At 68.9% G+C, this 13,431-nt stretch carries 15 protein-coding genes; 5 read left to right on the top strand and 10 right to left on the bottom strand.

Annotated elements, in window-relative coordinates:
* Position 1: 1 nt before the first annotated feature.
* The 3 genes from R4I43_RS20110 to R4I43_RS20100 form a co-directional block, all read right to left on the bottom strand.
* Positions 2-934, bottom strand: coding sequence for a BKACE family enzyme (locus R4I43_RS20110; RefSeq protein WP_324267203.1), 933 nt, complete (start codon positions 932-934; stop codon positions 2-4).
* Between the two features lie 215 nt (positions 935-1,149).
* Positions 1,150-2,502 carry an MFS transporter gene (locus R4I43_RS20105; RefSeq protein ID WP_324267202.1) on the bottom strand — a complete coding sequence of 451 codons (1,353 nt, stop codon included), beginning with the start codon at positions 2,500-2,502 and terminating at the stop codon, positions 1,150-1,152.
* Positions 2,503-2,780: 278 nt separating this feature from the next.
* Positions 2,781-3,077: a hypothetical protein gene (locus R4I43_RS20100; protein ID WP_324267201.1), complete on the bottom strand. Its 297-nt coding sequence runs from the start codon at positions 3,075-3,077 to the stop codon at positions 2,781-2,783.
* A gap of 22 nt (positions 3,078-3,099) precedes the next feature.
* Between R4I43_RS20100 and R4I43_RS20095 the strand changes: the two genes are divergently transcribed.
* Genes R4I43_RS20095 through R4I43_RS20085 form a run of 3 tightly spaced genes read left to right on the top strand, consistent with a single transcriptional unit; the run spans position 3,100 to position 4,142 of the window.
* Positions 3,100-3,225, top strand: a complete 126-nt coding sequence (locus R4I43_RS20095; protein ID WP_324267200.1) for a hypothetical protein — start codon at positions 3,100-3,102, stop codon at positions 3,223-3,225.
* 18 nt (positions 3,226-3,243) lie between these two features.
* Positions 3,244-3,621 carry a hypothetical protein gene (locus R4I43_RS20090; RefSeq protein WP_324267199.1) on the top strand — a complete coding sequence of 126 codons (378 nt, stop codon included), beginning with the start codon at positions 3,244-3,246 and terminating at the stop codon, positions 3,619-3,621.
* The gene (locus R4I43_RS20085; RefSeq protein WP_324267198.1) at positions 3,618-4,142 is read left to right on the top strand and encodes a cytosine permease; all 525 of its coding nucleotides are present in this window, start codon (positions 3,618-3,620) and stop codon (positions 4,140-4,142) included. The genes R4I43_RS20090 and R4I43_RS20085 overlap by 4 nt, the downstream gene beginning before the upstream one ends.
* Positions 4,143-4,224: 82 nt before the next feature.
* Here the strand turns inward: R4I43_RS20085 and R4I43_RS20080 are convergent, their stop codons facing one another.
* Positions 4,225-4,806, bottom strand: coding sequence for a hypothetical protein (locus R4I43_RS20080; RefSeq protein WP_324267197.1), 582 nt, complete (start codon positions 4,804-4,806; stop codon positions 4,225-4,227).
* A gap of 212 nt (positions 4,807-5,018) precedes the next feature.
* The gene (locus R4I43_RS20075) at positions 5,019-5,615 is read right to left on the bottom strand and encodes a CGNR zinc finger domain-containing protein (protein WP_324267196.1); all 597 of its coding nucleotides are present in this window, start codon (positions 5,613-5,615) and stop codon (positions 5,019-5,021) included.
* A 96-nt stretch (positions 5,616-5,711) separates the two neighbouring features.
* On the opposite strand from R4I43_RS20075, the gene R4I43_RS20070 reads away from it, so the two are divergent.
* Positions 5,712-6,569 (top strand): alpha/beta fold hydrolase, encoded by an 858-nt coding sequence (locus R4I43_RS20070; protein ID WP_324267195.1) that lies wholly within the window; start codon positions 5,712-5,714, stop codon positions 6,567-6,569.
* 137 nt (positions 6,570-6,706) lie between these two features.
* On the opposite strand, the gene R4I43_RS20065 is transcribed toward R4I43_RS20070, so the two are convergent.
* From R4I43_RS20065 to R4I43_RS20045, 5 genes are all read right to left on the bottom strand, one after another.
* A complete protein-coding gene (locus tag R4I43_RS20065) occupies positions 6,707-7,543 on the bottom strand; it encodes a lysozyme (protein WP_324267194.1) in 837 nt (278 codons plus the stop codon).
* A 449-nt stretch (positions 7,544-7,992) separates the two neighbouring features.
* Positions 7,993-9,699 (bottom strand): flavin monoamine oxidase family protein, encoded by a 1,707-nt coding sequence (locus tag R4I43_RS20060; protein WP_324267193.1) that lies wholly within the window; start codon positions 9,697-9,699, stop codon positions 7,993-7,995.
* 41 nt (positions 9,700-9,740) lie between these two features.
* Entirely contained in the window at positions 9,741-10,544 is an 804-nt protein-coding gene (locus R4I43_RS20055) for a carbon-nitrogen hydrolase family protein (RefSeq protein WP_407691280.1), read from the bottom strand.
* A gap of 102 nt (positions 10,545-10,646) precedes the next feature.
* On the bottom strand, positions 10,647-12,086 hold the full coding sequence (locus R4I43_RS20050; protein WP_324267191.1) for an amino acid permease: 1,440 nt from the start codon (positions 12,084-12,086) through the stop codon (positions 10,647-10,649).
* Positions 12,087-12,344: 258 nt separating this feature from the next.
* Positions 12,345-12,788, bottom strand: coding sequence for a cupin domain-containing protein (locus tag R4I43_RS20045; protein ID WP_324267190.1), 444 nt, complete (start codon positions 12,786-12,788; stop codon positions 12,345-12,347).
* A 142-nt stretch (positions 12,789-12,930) separates the two neighbouring features.
* Here R4I43_RS20045 and R4I43_RS20040 point away from each other — a divergent pair, with 142 nt between their 5' ends.
* Positions 12,931-13,368, top strand: coding sequence for a VOC family protein (locus R4I43_RS20040; RefSeq protein ID WP_324267189.1), 438 nt, complete (start codon positions 12,931-12,933; stop codon positions 13,366-13,368).
* Positions 13,369-13,431 lie beyond the last annotated feature (63 nt).

Below are 13,431 nucleotides of genomic sequence, written 5' to 3'. Positions count from 1 at the left end.
ATCAGAAGCCCACGGCCGAGCGGCCCATGAGCTGCAGCATCTCGCGGGCCTCATCGGGCGTGGCGACCTCGAGGTTGAGCGCCTCGAGGATGGTGCGGATGCGCGTGACCTGCTGGGCGTTGCTCTCCGCGAGCTGCCCGGGCCCGATCCACAGCGAGTCCTCCAGGCCGACGCGCACGTGCGAGCCCATCGCGGCGCCGATGCTGGCCAGCGGCATCTGGTTGCGCCCGGCGCCCAGCACCGACCACTGGTAGTCCGCACCGAGGAGCCGGTCGGCCGTGCGGCGCATGTGCATGAGGTCCTCGGGGTGCGCACCGATTCCTCCCAGCAGGCCGAAGACCGACTGGACGAACAGCGGGCCGTCGGTGAGGCCGCGGCCCTGGAAGTACGCGAGGTTGTTCAGGTGCGAGATGTCGTAGCACTCGAACTCGAAGCGCGTGCCGTTCGCGCGGCCGAGCTCGAGGATGGTCTCGATGTCGGCGAAGGTGTTCTTGAAGACCAGATCGCGGCTGTTCTCCAGGTTCTCGCGCTCCCAGTCGTGCTCGAACTCCTTGAACCGGTCGAGCATCGGGTACAGCCCGAAGTTCATCGAGCCCATGTTCAGCGACGCCAGCTCGGGTTTGAACTCCACCGCGGGCCGCATCCGCTCGGCGACCGTCATGTGCGGGGAACCGCCGGTGGTGAGGTTGATGACCGCGTCGGTGTTGCGCTTGAGCGAGTCCAGGATCGGCGCGAAGTGCTCGGGGTCCTGCGACGGGCGGCCGTCCTGCGGATGCCTGGCGTGCATGTGCACGACCGCAGCACCGGCCTCAGCAGCGCCGATCGCGGCTTCGGCGATCTCCTCGGCCGACACCGGCAGGTGCTTCGACATCGACGGCGTGTGGATCGCACCGGTGACGGCGCTGGTGATGATGACTTTCCTGGCCGCGGGCATGGCTACCTCTCATGTCGGGTGGAGTGGTCGGACGCGGTGTGGTGACCGGCGAGGGAACGCGAGCAGTGCGGTCAAGACTGGAACCGCGAAGGGGGTTAAGCAACGTTAAGCAACCTGGAACGGTCGCGCTCGCTCATCGCTGGCGCTGACCCGGAAAGCCCGCAGGGACAGTCGATTTCAACTCGAATCCCTGCGGACGCGGCCTCCGGCGCGGATCATTCCCCGTACGCCGTCTGCGGACCCGCCTTCGCCGCGTGGTCCTGGACGAGCGGGTCGCGCTTGGGGAATCCGAGCCCGAGCAGAGCACCGATCGCCACGAGCGCGGCGACGAACCACAGCCCGGACACCGCGCTGCCGGTCGCTTCCTCCAGCAGGCCCATCACGTAGGGGCCGACGAACCCACCGAGGATGCCGAGGGTGTTCATCAGCGCGATCCCACCGGCCAGCGTCGCACCGGACAAGCGGGTGGAGGGCACCGCGAACATGATCGGCTGCACGACGAAGAAGCACGCGGCGGTCAAGCAGAAGCCCAGCAGCGCGACGATGGCCGGAGCGACCGCGGCGATCAGCAAGCCGACCGTCATCGCCGTGAGGCCGCCAACCAGGATGCTGCGGGAGCGCGCGGCGTTGGTCGCGTAGCGCGGCAGCAGTAGTGCGCCGGCCGCCGACGCCACCCACGGCAGAGCGGTGATCAGGCCGATGGTGAAGCTGCTCATCTCGCCCCACGAATCGATGATCGTGGGCAGGAAGTAGGTCAGGCTGTAGACCGCGATCTGGTGGCAGAAGTAGATCGCGATGGCCATCACGATGAACTTGTCCCGGAACACCCCGGCGAAGGAGTGCGTGCCGGATTCCGCCGCCCCGGCCTCCTGCTCGGCCCTGAGGTGCGCCTCGAGCCGACCGGCCTGCTCCTCGCTGAGCCACTTCGCATCGCGCGGACCGTCGGGCAGCAGCTTCCACACGACCACCGCGAGGAACACCGCGGGCAGCCCTTCGATGATGAACATCCACTGCCAGCCGTGCAGACCGGCGGCACCGTCGAGTCCGAGGATCGCTCCGCCCAGCGGCGCGCCGACGATGTTGGCGACCGGAACCGCGGCGAGGAACATGCCCATCGCAGCGGCACGCTGGCGACGGGTGAACCAGTAGGTCAGGTACAGCATGACCCCCGGGAAGAAGCCGGCCTCCGCGATGCCCAGGAGCACCCGCATCACGTAGAACGAGGTCTCCCCCTGCACGAATGCCATGCCCGCCGAGAGCAGCCCCCAGGTGACCATGATCCGCGTGATCCAGAACCGCGCCCCGAAGCGGTGCATCATGAAGTTGCTGGGCACCTCGCACAAGGAGTACGCGAGGAAGAACAGGCCCGCTCCCAGTCCGAAGGCCGCCGCCGAGATGCCCAGATCGGCCTCGAGGTGCGTCTTCGCGAGCCCGATGTTCGTGCGGTCGATGAACGAGATGACGTAGGCGATCATCAGCAGCGGCATCAGCTTGCGGGTGATCAACCGCGTCAGGCGCGGATCCTCGGCAGCGGGCACCGCGGACGAGCTCTCAGGAGTGGAGGACATCATTGTCCCTTTCCTCGTTGCGTGGGCGTGTAGGTCGTGCCGCAGTGCCCGCTTCGAGTCCCGGCGAGCTTCGGCATCGGGCGAACGTCAACCGGTTCGGAGTCGGCCGCCCGGTACTTCGAGCGGCGACGTGTGACGCACGCTAAGTACGGCCTCTCGCCTTAAGCAACGTTAATCTCGCGCGCCCGGAGCCCCTCCGAGCCCACAGATCCGATGTCGGCCGAGCACGGCATCGAGCACCGGCTCGCGGCGTTGTCATTCACGCGGAACGGCCACGACTAACGAGCCTGGCGGCCGAGAACTCTGAGGACGTCGGCCAGCCACACCAACGCATACGGCGGGATCTCGCCGCCAGGCTGGTTCAGCCGGACGAGGTTGCTCCAGCAATCAGAGAGCTGTCCGACGGTCAACTGGTCAGGCTGCGGCTGCGCGTAGACGTCGTAGGTGAGCTCGGGCGGCACGGACCAGAAGAGATCATCGTTCAGTTCCACCCGCTCGCCCGCCTGCTCCCGCAGGTTGTCCAATGCCCTGATCAGGACCTCGCGCAGGACCTCGCGCAGGACCTCAACCGACACCACCAACTCCGCCAGCGGCAACGTGCTCGCCGGGCAGGCGCTCGCCAAGATCACCGGGATTCCGCTGGACGCCAGCATCCTGCTCTGCGCCGGGCTGTCCGCCGCGATCGCGATCGTGGGCTACCGGCTGATCCACCGGTTCGGCTGACTGGCTTCCCTGGTGTCGGTGGTGGTGTTCGTCTACCTGACGTTCCGGCTGGTGACCACGCACGACCTGGGCGCGGTGCTGGCCGCACCCGAATTCGACGGCCCGGCCTTCCTGCTCGCGCTCTCGCTGACCGCCTCGTGGCAGCTCACGTTCGGCCCGTACGTCGCCGACACCTCCCGCTACCTGCCGACCAGCACGTGGGTGCGCACCACCTTCTGGTGGACCTACGGCGGGACCACCCTCGGCGCCACCTGGGCGATGTCGTTCGGCGCGCTCGCCTACTCGGTGGCGGGATCCGCGTTCAAGGGCAACGAGGTCCCGTACGTGGTGGGGCTCGGTGGAGAGGCGCTGCTGATCCCGCTGCTGCTGGCCATCGCACCCTCGGCAAGTTCGTGATCAACGTGCTCAACATCTACGGCGGCTACATGACGGTGGCCACCACGATGACCGCCTTCACCCGCACGATCGCGCTCTCGCCCGCCACCCGCGTCGCCTACGTCGCCCTCGTCGGCATCATCGGCGGAGTGCTCGCGGTGCTGGGACGCGGCGACTTCCTGTCGAACTTCGTGCTCTTCCTGCACTTCCTGCTGTACTTCCTGACGCCGTGGAGCGCGATCAACCTGGTCGACTTCTACTTCCTGCGCAAGGAGCGCTACGACCTGGCGGACATGTACGACCCGGACGGCCGCTACGGGCGCTGGTGCGTGCCCGCGCTGGTCGCCTACGGCGTCGGCATCGCCGTGCAAATCCCGTTCTCCCACGTCGAAGACATCTTCACCGGGTTCCTGGTGCCGATGCTCGGAGGCGCCGACATCGCCTGGCTCCTGGGTCTGCTGGTGCCCGGCGTCCTCTACTGGGCGGCGATGCGCAACCGCATCGAATCCCCGGAAGAGAAGGCGGTCGTGCACGCCGAGTAGCCCGCGAACGTCCTTCGCAGCCCGGCTCGGACGCTTCACCCGCCGGGTGACGGACACCGTCCGCCGCTGAGGTCGTGTGGTTTCAGGCTTCTTCCGGGCCCTGCTTGCGGAGCTCGTCGACCTTGGCGAGGGCCTCTCGCAGCTCGCCGAGCCAGTCCTCGGTGTGCTGACCGACCAGGCGCACAGCCCAGGCCAGCGCTTCGGAACGGGACCGGGCGACGCCGGCGTCGACGAGCGTGTCCAGCACCCGCCGTTCGGGCTGGCGCAGCCGGGTCATGACCGGGACCGACAGCGTGGTGAACAGTTCCTCGGTACTGCCGAGCCGCGCGCCCCAGGCGATCTTGCGTCCGTACCGGTGCTCGGCTTGGCGTGCGATCTCGATCCGCTGTTCGCGGGTCTCCTCCCGAAACCGGTCGATCCGGCCGCTCTCGGCGGCGGCTCGCTCGGCATCGTCGGCAAATTCGCCCTCGACCGCGGGGATCTCGCCGACCACGATGATCTCCTCGCGGTCGACAGCGACCTCCGGTGCCGCAACGAACCAACCCTCGGGCAGTCGCCCCGTGAACCACGCCTTCGCGTCCTCCGCCGAGGGAGGCTCGCTGCGGCCACCACCGCCCCAGCCCCGGCCCCGACCGCGTGCCGCTCGTTCGAACCTGTTGAACATCTCTCCCACCTCCACTTACAGAATTACACGCTTACACCGCAGGTGAGAGAGGTTCCACTCCCGGCGAAATTCCGGAACGCGCGTCGCATGGGTTCAAGGCCGGCCCCGCAGCGGAGGGGCTCGGCGCCAACAATCCCGCCAGGAGTTGCGACCGGCCTGGGCGTTCGGCTTCCGCAGGGCAGTCGGTCCGGGCGACCTGCGCGCACCGGCGCTCAGCGCTGTTGGTGGCGCTGAGCCTTGGCGCGGTTGCCGCAGGTCGCCATGGAGCACCAGCGCCGTCGGCGGGTGGGTGACGGATCGAGGAAGAGCCAAGAGCACCGGCCGCAGACGTTGAGCTGTGCGCGCTGATCACTGGTCAGGAGTCTCGCGGCGGACAGGGCCAGCCGTCGCGAGAGGAGTCGCGCACCGACGGCGGTGATGTCGACGGCCCACGCCGGTTGCGCGAGGAAGTGCTCGGACGGGGCGGCTTCGCGGTAAGCCGTGGCGATGTCCGAGTGGACCCGCTGCCGGGCCGCGGTGTCGCACTCCGAGCCCTCGACACCGGCGAGCAAGAAGGCGTGCAGGGCCTCCCTCTGCTCGCGCAGCTCGTCCAGCGCTCGCTCCGATTCGACGGGGTCCCGGTCAGCTCGGGCCACCAGCTCGTCTCGCTCCGCCTGGTCGAGCACGCCGCTGGCGTACGCCCATTCCAGAGCGTCCTCGAACCGGTTCAAGCGCTCGGTGTCGCGAGCTTTCGTGCGACCGCCAGCGGTGTTGACGAAGTCGAGCGCGGGATCGCCGCCGACGAAGCACGCGTCGGGCCACGCCGTCATCGTCCCCTCCTCGGATCGGCAACCGGGTTGACAGTGCGCCGCATGACCCCAATCCTAATCAACTAACCAGACTTAAACAAAAAGGGGTTAGTTGTGGTGAAAGCTTCCGACACCACCGGCTGGGACCTGCCCGGGGCGTTCGACTTCCGGGACCAGGAAGTCCGCTACGGCGCGATGGGCACCGGCGAGCCGTTGGTCCTGCTGCACGGCACACCGTTCTCCTCGGTCGTGTGGCGGCGCATCGCGCCGCTCCTGGCGACTCGCCGCCGCGTCCACTACTTCGATCTGCTCGGCTACGGCCGCTCCCACAAGCAGCACGGCCAGGACGTCTCCCTGGGCGTGCAGAACCAGCTGTTCACCGCCCTGCTCGATCACTGGGGACTCGACCGGCCCGACGTCGTCGCCCACGACTTCGGCGGCACCACCGCTCTGCGCACCCACCTGCTCGACGGCCGGGATTACCGCACCTTGACGCTGATCGACCCCGTTGCGCTGAGCCCGCACGGCTCCGCGCTGGTGCAGACCGCCCGTCAGCACTCCGACGCGTTCGTCGAGCTGCCCGGCTACATCCACGAGGCGATCGTGCGCGCCTACATCGCGGGCGCTGTGCACCGCACGCTCTCCGAGCACGAGATGAACCGCTACGTCCAGCCGTGGCTCGGCGAGGTGGGCCAGTCCGCGTTCTACCGCCAAATCGCGCAGATGGACGACCGGCACACCGACGAGATCCAAGACCGCTACGCCGAGATCCGCTGCCCCGTGACGATCCTCTGGGGCGAGCACGACGCCTGGATCCCCATCGAGAAGGGCCGCCACCTCGCCGACCGGATTCCGCACGCGACCTTCCACACCGTGCCCGAGGCCAGCCACCTCCTCCCCGAGGACAGCCCCGAAACCGTAGTCGCGGCAGTCCTCGACTTCATCGACCAACCGACCGCCACCTCGGCGGCCTGACCGAGGCCGCCGAGGGACGAGCTCCACCTCAGCGATCGCACCCACCCGCACCGAACACGGGAAAACTGCCGGAAGTTCACGAGCGGGCCGCCTGCTGGTCGCAGATGGCCCGCTTCCGCTTCTCAGGTGTTCGGGTCTCAGCGCGCCAAGCGCTCCAGGCGAGCGAGCCCTTCCTTGTACAGGTTGAGGTCCGTGTTGGTGTTGATGCCGGCGACCTTGCCCTTGCTGGTGTACTGCCAGAAGTCCCAGTCGCCGAAACCGTTGGGCACGGACGGGTTGTCAACCCCGTAGGAGGCCAACCACAGCGCGTGGTCGCCGAAGGCGTCGGTGCTGCCCATGCACTCCCGCCAGAACGACGGGTTGGCGTAGATGATCGCTTCCTTGCCGGTGCGCTCCTCGACCTTCTCGTTGAACGTCTTGGTCCACTGGTGCATCTCCTCGACGGACAGCCCGTAACAACCGCCGACCTTCGGATCGACCTCCAAGTCCAGCACCGGCGGAAGGGTCTTGCCGTCAGCCTGGTACCCGGCCGTGTCCAAGAAGCGCTCGGCCTGCTCCGCGGCCGAGGAGGATCCGGGCCTGGCGAAGTGGTACGCACCGGCGATCAGACCGGCATCCTTCGCCCCGTTGTACTGCTCGGCGTAGCGCGGGTTGGTGAAACTGGTGCCGTCGGTCGCCAGCACGAAGGTGAACTTCTTGCCGGCGGCAGCGACCTGCTTCCAGTCGATGTCGCCGTTGTGGTTGGACACGTCGATTCCCTCGACCGGCGGGCCCGGCGGGGCTTCGGGCTCAGCCTGCGTCTCCGCCGGAGCGTTTGCCGGTTGCTGCTCGGGCGCGCCCGACGTGGTCGCCGGCGGCTCGGGGACGGCCGGCTGCTGCGGGGCCGGTGGTGCTTGCATCGGTGCTGCGAGCGCGGCGTCGCGCACGTCGGACTGCGATTCGCCGGAGTTGCCGCACCCGATGAGCAGCCCCATCGCGCCAACCGCAGCGACCGCCACCCCGGCCCGCACCGCACGCTTCCGCGAAGTGCGGGTGGCCGGTACGGGGAGGCTTCCGCGGATCGTGGTCAGGTACGGCGCGACCCTCTCCCGGAAGCGCCGCGCTGCCGGTGCATTGTCAACGGATCGATCGTCGTGTTCGGGGTTCTCGATTTCGTTCGTATGTTCGGGGATCACGAGACCACACTTCACGACCCAGCGTGACCACGCCTCGCGGTTTCTACCTGAATCACTACCTAGTTTTGACCCTTTCGAGTGAGTTCGTGAGCCTGACCCAGACACTCAGCGTAATTCGTGGGTTTTCGACCGGCTCACCGGTCAGCACGGGAACGAAGCGGTAGGCGTCACCTCGAATTGCCGGTGGAGCCCGAGGGCGCGTTGCCCCCGGACTGCTCTCCCGGCTCCGTCCCGAAGCGCTCAGCAGGTCATGCGTCCGGCAGGTCGATCGGTGCGATGCGGTCGAACACGTCGCCCGGGCCCGGGTTGGTCGGGTCGGTGCTGCCGCCGAAATGGGTCATGACGCCCCAGACCGCGTTCAGCGCCGTCTGCACCGCGCCCTCGGCCCACCCGGCCGTCCACGAGATGTCATCGCCGGCGAGGAAGAGCCCGGTGTGCCGGGGATCCAGGTCGTCCTGGGCGAAGTGCGTGAACAGCCGCCGCTGGTAGCGGTAGTGGCCGGGCAGGTTCGCCTTGAACGCGCCCATGAAGTACGGCTCGGCCTCCCACGACACCGTGACCGGGTCACCGATGATGTGGCTGCGCACGTCGACGTCCGGGTAGATCGCGCGCAGCGACTTCAGCATCACGTCGAGCCGTTCCCGCGCCGACAGCGGGAGCCACTTCAGCGAGTCGTCGCACCAGGTGTAGGACAAGCACATCGCGGCGGGCTGGTCCGGGCCGTGGTCGAGCAGGTAGGTGCCGCGGGTCATCCGGTCGGTCAGCGTCATGCTCATCCGGTCCCGGCCGGTCACCGGGTCGACGTCGCGCCAGAACGGCCGGTCGACCGGGACGAACAGCTTGGACGACTCCATGTAGTGGGTGCGCTCGATCGATGTCCAGTGGTCGGCCGGCAGCAGGTCCTCGGCGCAGTCGATCTTGCTGAGCAGCATCCAGCTCTGCGCGGTGAACACCGCGGAGCGGTAGTCGCGGGTCGCCCCGGAGGCGTCGGTGACCGCGATCTCCCCGTCCGCGGTGCGGCGCAGCGCCGTGACCGCGGGAAGCGGGCCGTCGGGGTGCAGCGCGTCGAGGTTCGTGTCGCCGGACCAGTGCACGACCTTGTCCGGAACCCGCTGCCACAACCGCAGCGGCAGCTGCTGGCAGCCGCCGACGATGCTGACGTGGTCGTCGTCCGCGCCGGTGCACACCACGCGCAGGATCTCCAGGATGGAGTTCGGGAAGTCGGTGTCCCAGCCACCGGTGCCGAAGCCGACCTGGCCGAAGATCTCGCGGTGCCGGAAGGACGCGAAGGACGGCGCGTCGCAGAGGAACCCGTAGAAGGTCTGGTCGTCCAGCGCGGGCACCAGCGCGTTCCAGATCTCCTTGATCCGGTCGGTGTCGCGCTCCCGGATCGCCTGCTGCAGGTCGCCGAACCGGGCGCCGTGCTCCAGGGCCTGGTCCCAGGCGCGCGAGACCTCCGCGAACACCGGCGGGAGGTCGTCCAGCGCACGCGCGTAGTGCGACGCGCCCTTGAGGTCGACGACGGTGCTCGGCGTGCACTCGGCGAGCGGGTTGGGGAACGGCGTGGTCTCCAGGCCGACCTCGTCGATGTAGTGGAACAGCGCGGTGGACGCCGGCGGGAACCGCATCGCACCCATCTCGGCGACCACGTCGTCGGCGCAGCCGTCCAACTGCACGGTGCGCAGGCGACCGCCGAGCTGGTCGGCCTCGTAGACGACCGGCCGCAGCCCCATCTTCATGAGCTCGTAGGAGGTGATCACTCCGGACAGGCCGCCGCCGATCACGGCGACCTCGGTGCCGTGGTGCGACGGCGGGACCGCGCCGAGCCCGGCGGGGTGCTGGAGGTAGTCGTCGTAGGCGAACGGGAAGTCGGGGCCGAACATGGTGACCGGCGGCAGGTCACCACCGGCGGTGGCGGCGCGGTGCCGCGCAGGCGTGGGCAGTGCGGAGGTCACGATTTCCTCTACGTCTCAGGGTTTTTCGGGGAGGGTGGGGTTCAGGCCCGCAGGGCTTGGGCCAGGCCGGGGTACAGCTCGGGGCGGCGGTCGGCGAGCTGGGTGTTGTCCAGCCGCTCGGCGAGCACCGCGGCCGGGTCGACGGTGCCGAAGAGCAGCTCCTCGCCGTCGGAGGCCCGCACTAGCTCGGTGCCGTCGGGGGCGACCAGCACGCTCTTGCCGCAGTACTCCAGGTCCGCTTCGCGGCCGCAGCGGTTGACGTAGGCGACGTGGAGCTGGTTCTCGTAGGCCCGGGTGCGCACGAGGGTGTCGGCGACGAAGTCGTAGGGCCGCATCAGCGCGGTCGGCACCAGCAGCAGCTCGGTGCCCGCGATCGCGTGCGCCCGCACCATCTCGGGGAATTCGACGTCGTAGCAGACGAGCACGCCGACCCGAACACCGTCCACCGCGGCCTGCACGACCGGGAGGTGTCCAGGGGCGAACCACTTGCGGTCCAGGTCGCCGTAGAGGTGGGTCTTGCGGTAGGCGGCGAGCGGTTCGCCGTCGGCCGACACCAGGGCCGCGGTGTTGTGCACCCGGTCGCCGTCCCGCTCGGGGTAGCCGTAGAGCACCGCGATGCCGGATTCGGCTGTGATGCCGCGGATTTCGCGGGCGATCCGCCCGTTCGCCGGTTCGGCCAGGCGCGGGATGTCGTCAGCGATGTTGTACCCGGTCGTGGACATCTCCGGGCACACCAGGAGCCCGGCGCCGCGATCGGCGGCGGCGCGGGCGGTGGTGGCGAGCTGGTTCAGGGTGGCGTCGACGTCGCGCGAGACGAGCGGACCCTGGTCCAGCGCGACGGTCAGCGGCGGACGACTTGTGCTTCTCACGTCGTCGACACTAAGGAACCTCGGGAACGCAACACAACACCGTTGCATTGCGCTCCCGATGTCCATTCGTTGCACACTTCAGCGACCAATCGACGAATCGTTGTCCAGATACGCGGGTCCCGCGCAAGAAAGCGCCGAGTGGCGGCGCGAGTACCCGAAGTACACCACGAGACCGGCGGCCATCCAGGCCCCGAAGGCGACCCAGGTGGCCGAGTCGAGGCTGAGCATCATCCACCCGCACGTCACGACGCCGAGGATCGGAGTGATCGGTGCGAGCGGCGCCCGGAAGGTGCGCGGCAGGTCCGGCTGGGTGCGCCGCAGGACCAGCACCGCGATGTTGACCAGCCCGAAGGCGAACAGCGTGCCGATGCTGGTGGCGTCCGCCAGCGCGCCCAGCGGTACGACCGCCGCCAGCACCGCGATGAACGACGACACCAGGACGGTGTTCGCGCTCGGCACCCCGGTGCGCGGGTTGACCCGGGAGAACACCTTCGGCACCAGGCCGTCGCGGGACATCGAGAACAGGATCCGCGTCTGCCCGTACAGGACGGCCAGCACGACGCTGGCGACCGCGACGACCGCGCCGAACGACAGCAGGACGGACCCCGCCGTCCCGCCGAGCACCTTGCTCAACGCCGCCTCGGCGCCTTCGAAGGCCGACCAGTGCATCGCGCCGACCGCGGCGAGGGCGACGAGGCAGTACAGCACCGTGACGATGCCCAGCGACAGCATGATCGCGCGCGGCAGGTCGCGTTGCGGGTCGCGGGCCTCAGCACCCGCTGTCGACGCGGCGTCGAAACCGATGTAGGAGAAGAAGACCTTGGCCGCCGCTGCGCTCACACCGCCGAGGCCCAGCGGCAGGAACGGGCTGAAGTTGCGGTCCTGCACGGCCGCGAACGCGAGCACGCAGAACAGCACCAGCGTCGCGACCTTGATCACGACCATGATCGTGTTCGCCCGCGCGCTCTCCTTCGCGCCGCCGAGCAGCGCGACCATCGCCAGGATCACGACCGCGGCGGCGGGCAGGTTCACCAGTCCGCCGTCCCCGGGCGGCTGGCTCAGCGCGTCCGGCAGCGCGACGCCGAGCGTCAGGTTCAGCAGTTCGTTGACGTACTCGCCCCAGCCGACGGCGACCGCGGCGACCGACACGCCGTACTCCAGCAGCAGGCACCACCCGCACACCCACGCGACGAGCTCACCGAGCGTGGCGTAGGCGTAGGAGTAGGACGAACCGGCGACCGGGATCATGCCCGCGAGCTCGGCGTAGGACAGGGCCGACAGCAGCGCCGTGACACCGGCGAGGACGAACGCCAGCACCACCGCGGGACCGGCGACCGGCACGGCTTCGCCGAGCACGACGAAGATCCCGGTGCCCAGGGTGGCCCCGACGCTGAGCATGGTCAGCTGCCTGAGACCCAGCGTGCGACGCAACGCGCCGCCCTCGCCCTGGCCGCTGTCGGTGACGATGTCCGCGATCGGCTTGCGGCGCAGCAGTTGCGCGCCCAGCGGATGCTCCACGAAATTCCTCCGTTGTGGATGAAAAGGGCTCCAGTGCGAGGTGCCGCGCCCGCCGGGAGCGCGCGGCCTTGTGAGCTGCCGCACCTCGTGTTGGCGCGCAACGTTAATGGGGCAGCCGTATCGTTTGAAGGAGCCTTCGTTGTGGAAATCCGCAAGTTTCCGGCGATGCGTTGTGCTACGCAGTGACGCCACGTCGATGCAGTGCGTGCACGCCGGGTTCGCGACGCGGACCGCGGGGTTCGGCTCGTCGGTCTTTTCTCAGGGCACGAGCGGTGGACCGACGATGTCGATGCCGTGCGCGGCGGCGATCTCGGTCAGCTGCGCCGGGGCGGAGATGCCCTCGTCGGCGGCGGCCGCCACGAATTGTTCGAACGTCGGCCCTTGACGCATCGTCAGGTAGCGGGCGGTCTCGCTGGTGACGACGAAGCCGTGCGCAAGCCCGGCGGGCAGCACCGCGGCGCTGCCCGCACCGGCCTCGTGCTCCTGCCCGTCCACGACGACCCGCAGCGCGCCTTCGAGGACCAGGAAGATCTCGCAGTCGTGGCGGTGGAGGTGCATCGGGCTGCCGTGCCCCCGCTCGGCCTCGGTGTCCAACACCGCGAACGTGCCTGCGGTGTCCTGGCCCGAAACCCGGACGCGGTAGCACTCACCCAGGAAGTTGATCGTCCGCTGGGTGTCTCGGCTGGTGATCGCCGGCGTCACGATGCGACGCCGGACTCGACGGCCTACCGCTCACCGCTCCAGTCTGAGCCCGCCACCCGGGACGGGCAAAGCCTCTCCACCAGCGGCCGCACCGATGCTCGGAACGGGCTCGATCGGACCTCTGCTCGGTAAACTGCGGCAGATGGCCATCAGAATCGAGAACGTCGGGATCGCCGTTCGCGACCTCGAAGCGACGATCGCCTTCTTCACCGACCTGGGGCTCGAGGTCGTCGGTCGAACCACGGTCAGCGGCGAGTGGACCGACACCGCCGTCGGCCTCGACGGCAACCACGCCCACGTCGCCATGCTCCAGACGCCGGACGGCCACGGTCACCTCGAGCTCTTCGAGTACCTCCACCCGGCCGCCATCGAAACCGAACCCACTCGTCCCAACGAGATCGGCATGCACCGCGTCGCCTTCTCGGTCGACGACATCGACCACGCCCTCGAGATCGCCGCGAGGCACGGCTGCCACCCGCTTCGCGGCGTGGCGAACTACGAGGACATCTACAAGCTCACCTACGTACGCGGGCCCAGCGGCATCATCGTCATGTTCGCCGAAGACCTCACCAAGGCCTGACCGCACCTCGCCCGGCTACGACGTGGCCGACGGTGCGGAAACGACTGCGTTCCCTGGGTTTCC

Source organism: Saccharopolyspora mangrovi (genome assembly GCF_035320975.1).
In the GTDB taxonomy this organism is placed as follows: Bacteria; Actinomycetota; Actinomycetes; order Mycobacteriales; family Pseudonocardiaceae; genus Saccharopolyspora; species Saccharopolyspora mangrovi.
The sequence above is the reverse complement of the archived record's forward strand: the minus strand, read 5'-3'. Positions and strand labels throughout refer to the sequence as shown.

Bases quoted from the DNA above. Each gene is read 5' to 3' on its own strand.
- R4I43_RS20065 (WP_324267194.1), bottom strand. From the start codon at position 7,543: ATGGGGCTGCTCATCGGGTGCGGCAACTCCGGCGAATCGCAGTCCGAC.
- R4I43_RS20080 (WP_324267197.1), bottom strand. From the start codon at position 4,806: ATGTTCAACAGGTTCGAACGAGCGGCACGCGGTCGGGGCCGGGGCTGG.
- R4I43_RS20105 (WP_324267202.1), bottom strand. From the start codon at position 2,502: ATGTCCTCCACTCCTGAGAGCTCGTCCGCGGTGCCCGCTGCCGAGGAT.
- R4I43_RS20040 (WP_324267189.1), top strand. From the start codon at position 12,931: ATGGCCATCAGAATCGAGAACGTCGGGATCGCCGTTCGCGACCTCGAA.
- R4I43_RS20075 (WP_324267196.1), bottom strand. From the start codon at position 5,615: ATGACGGCGTGGCCCGACGCGTGCTTCGTCGGCGGCGATCCCGCGCTC.
- R4I43_RS20110 (WP_324267203.1), bottom strand. From the start codon at position 934: ATGCCCGCGGCCAGGAAAGTCATCATCACCAGCGCCGTCACCGGTGCG.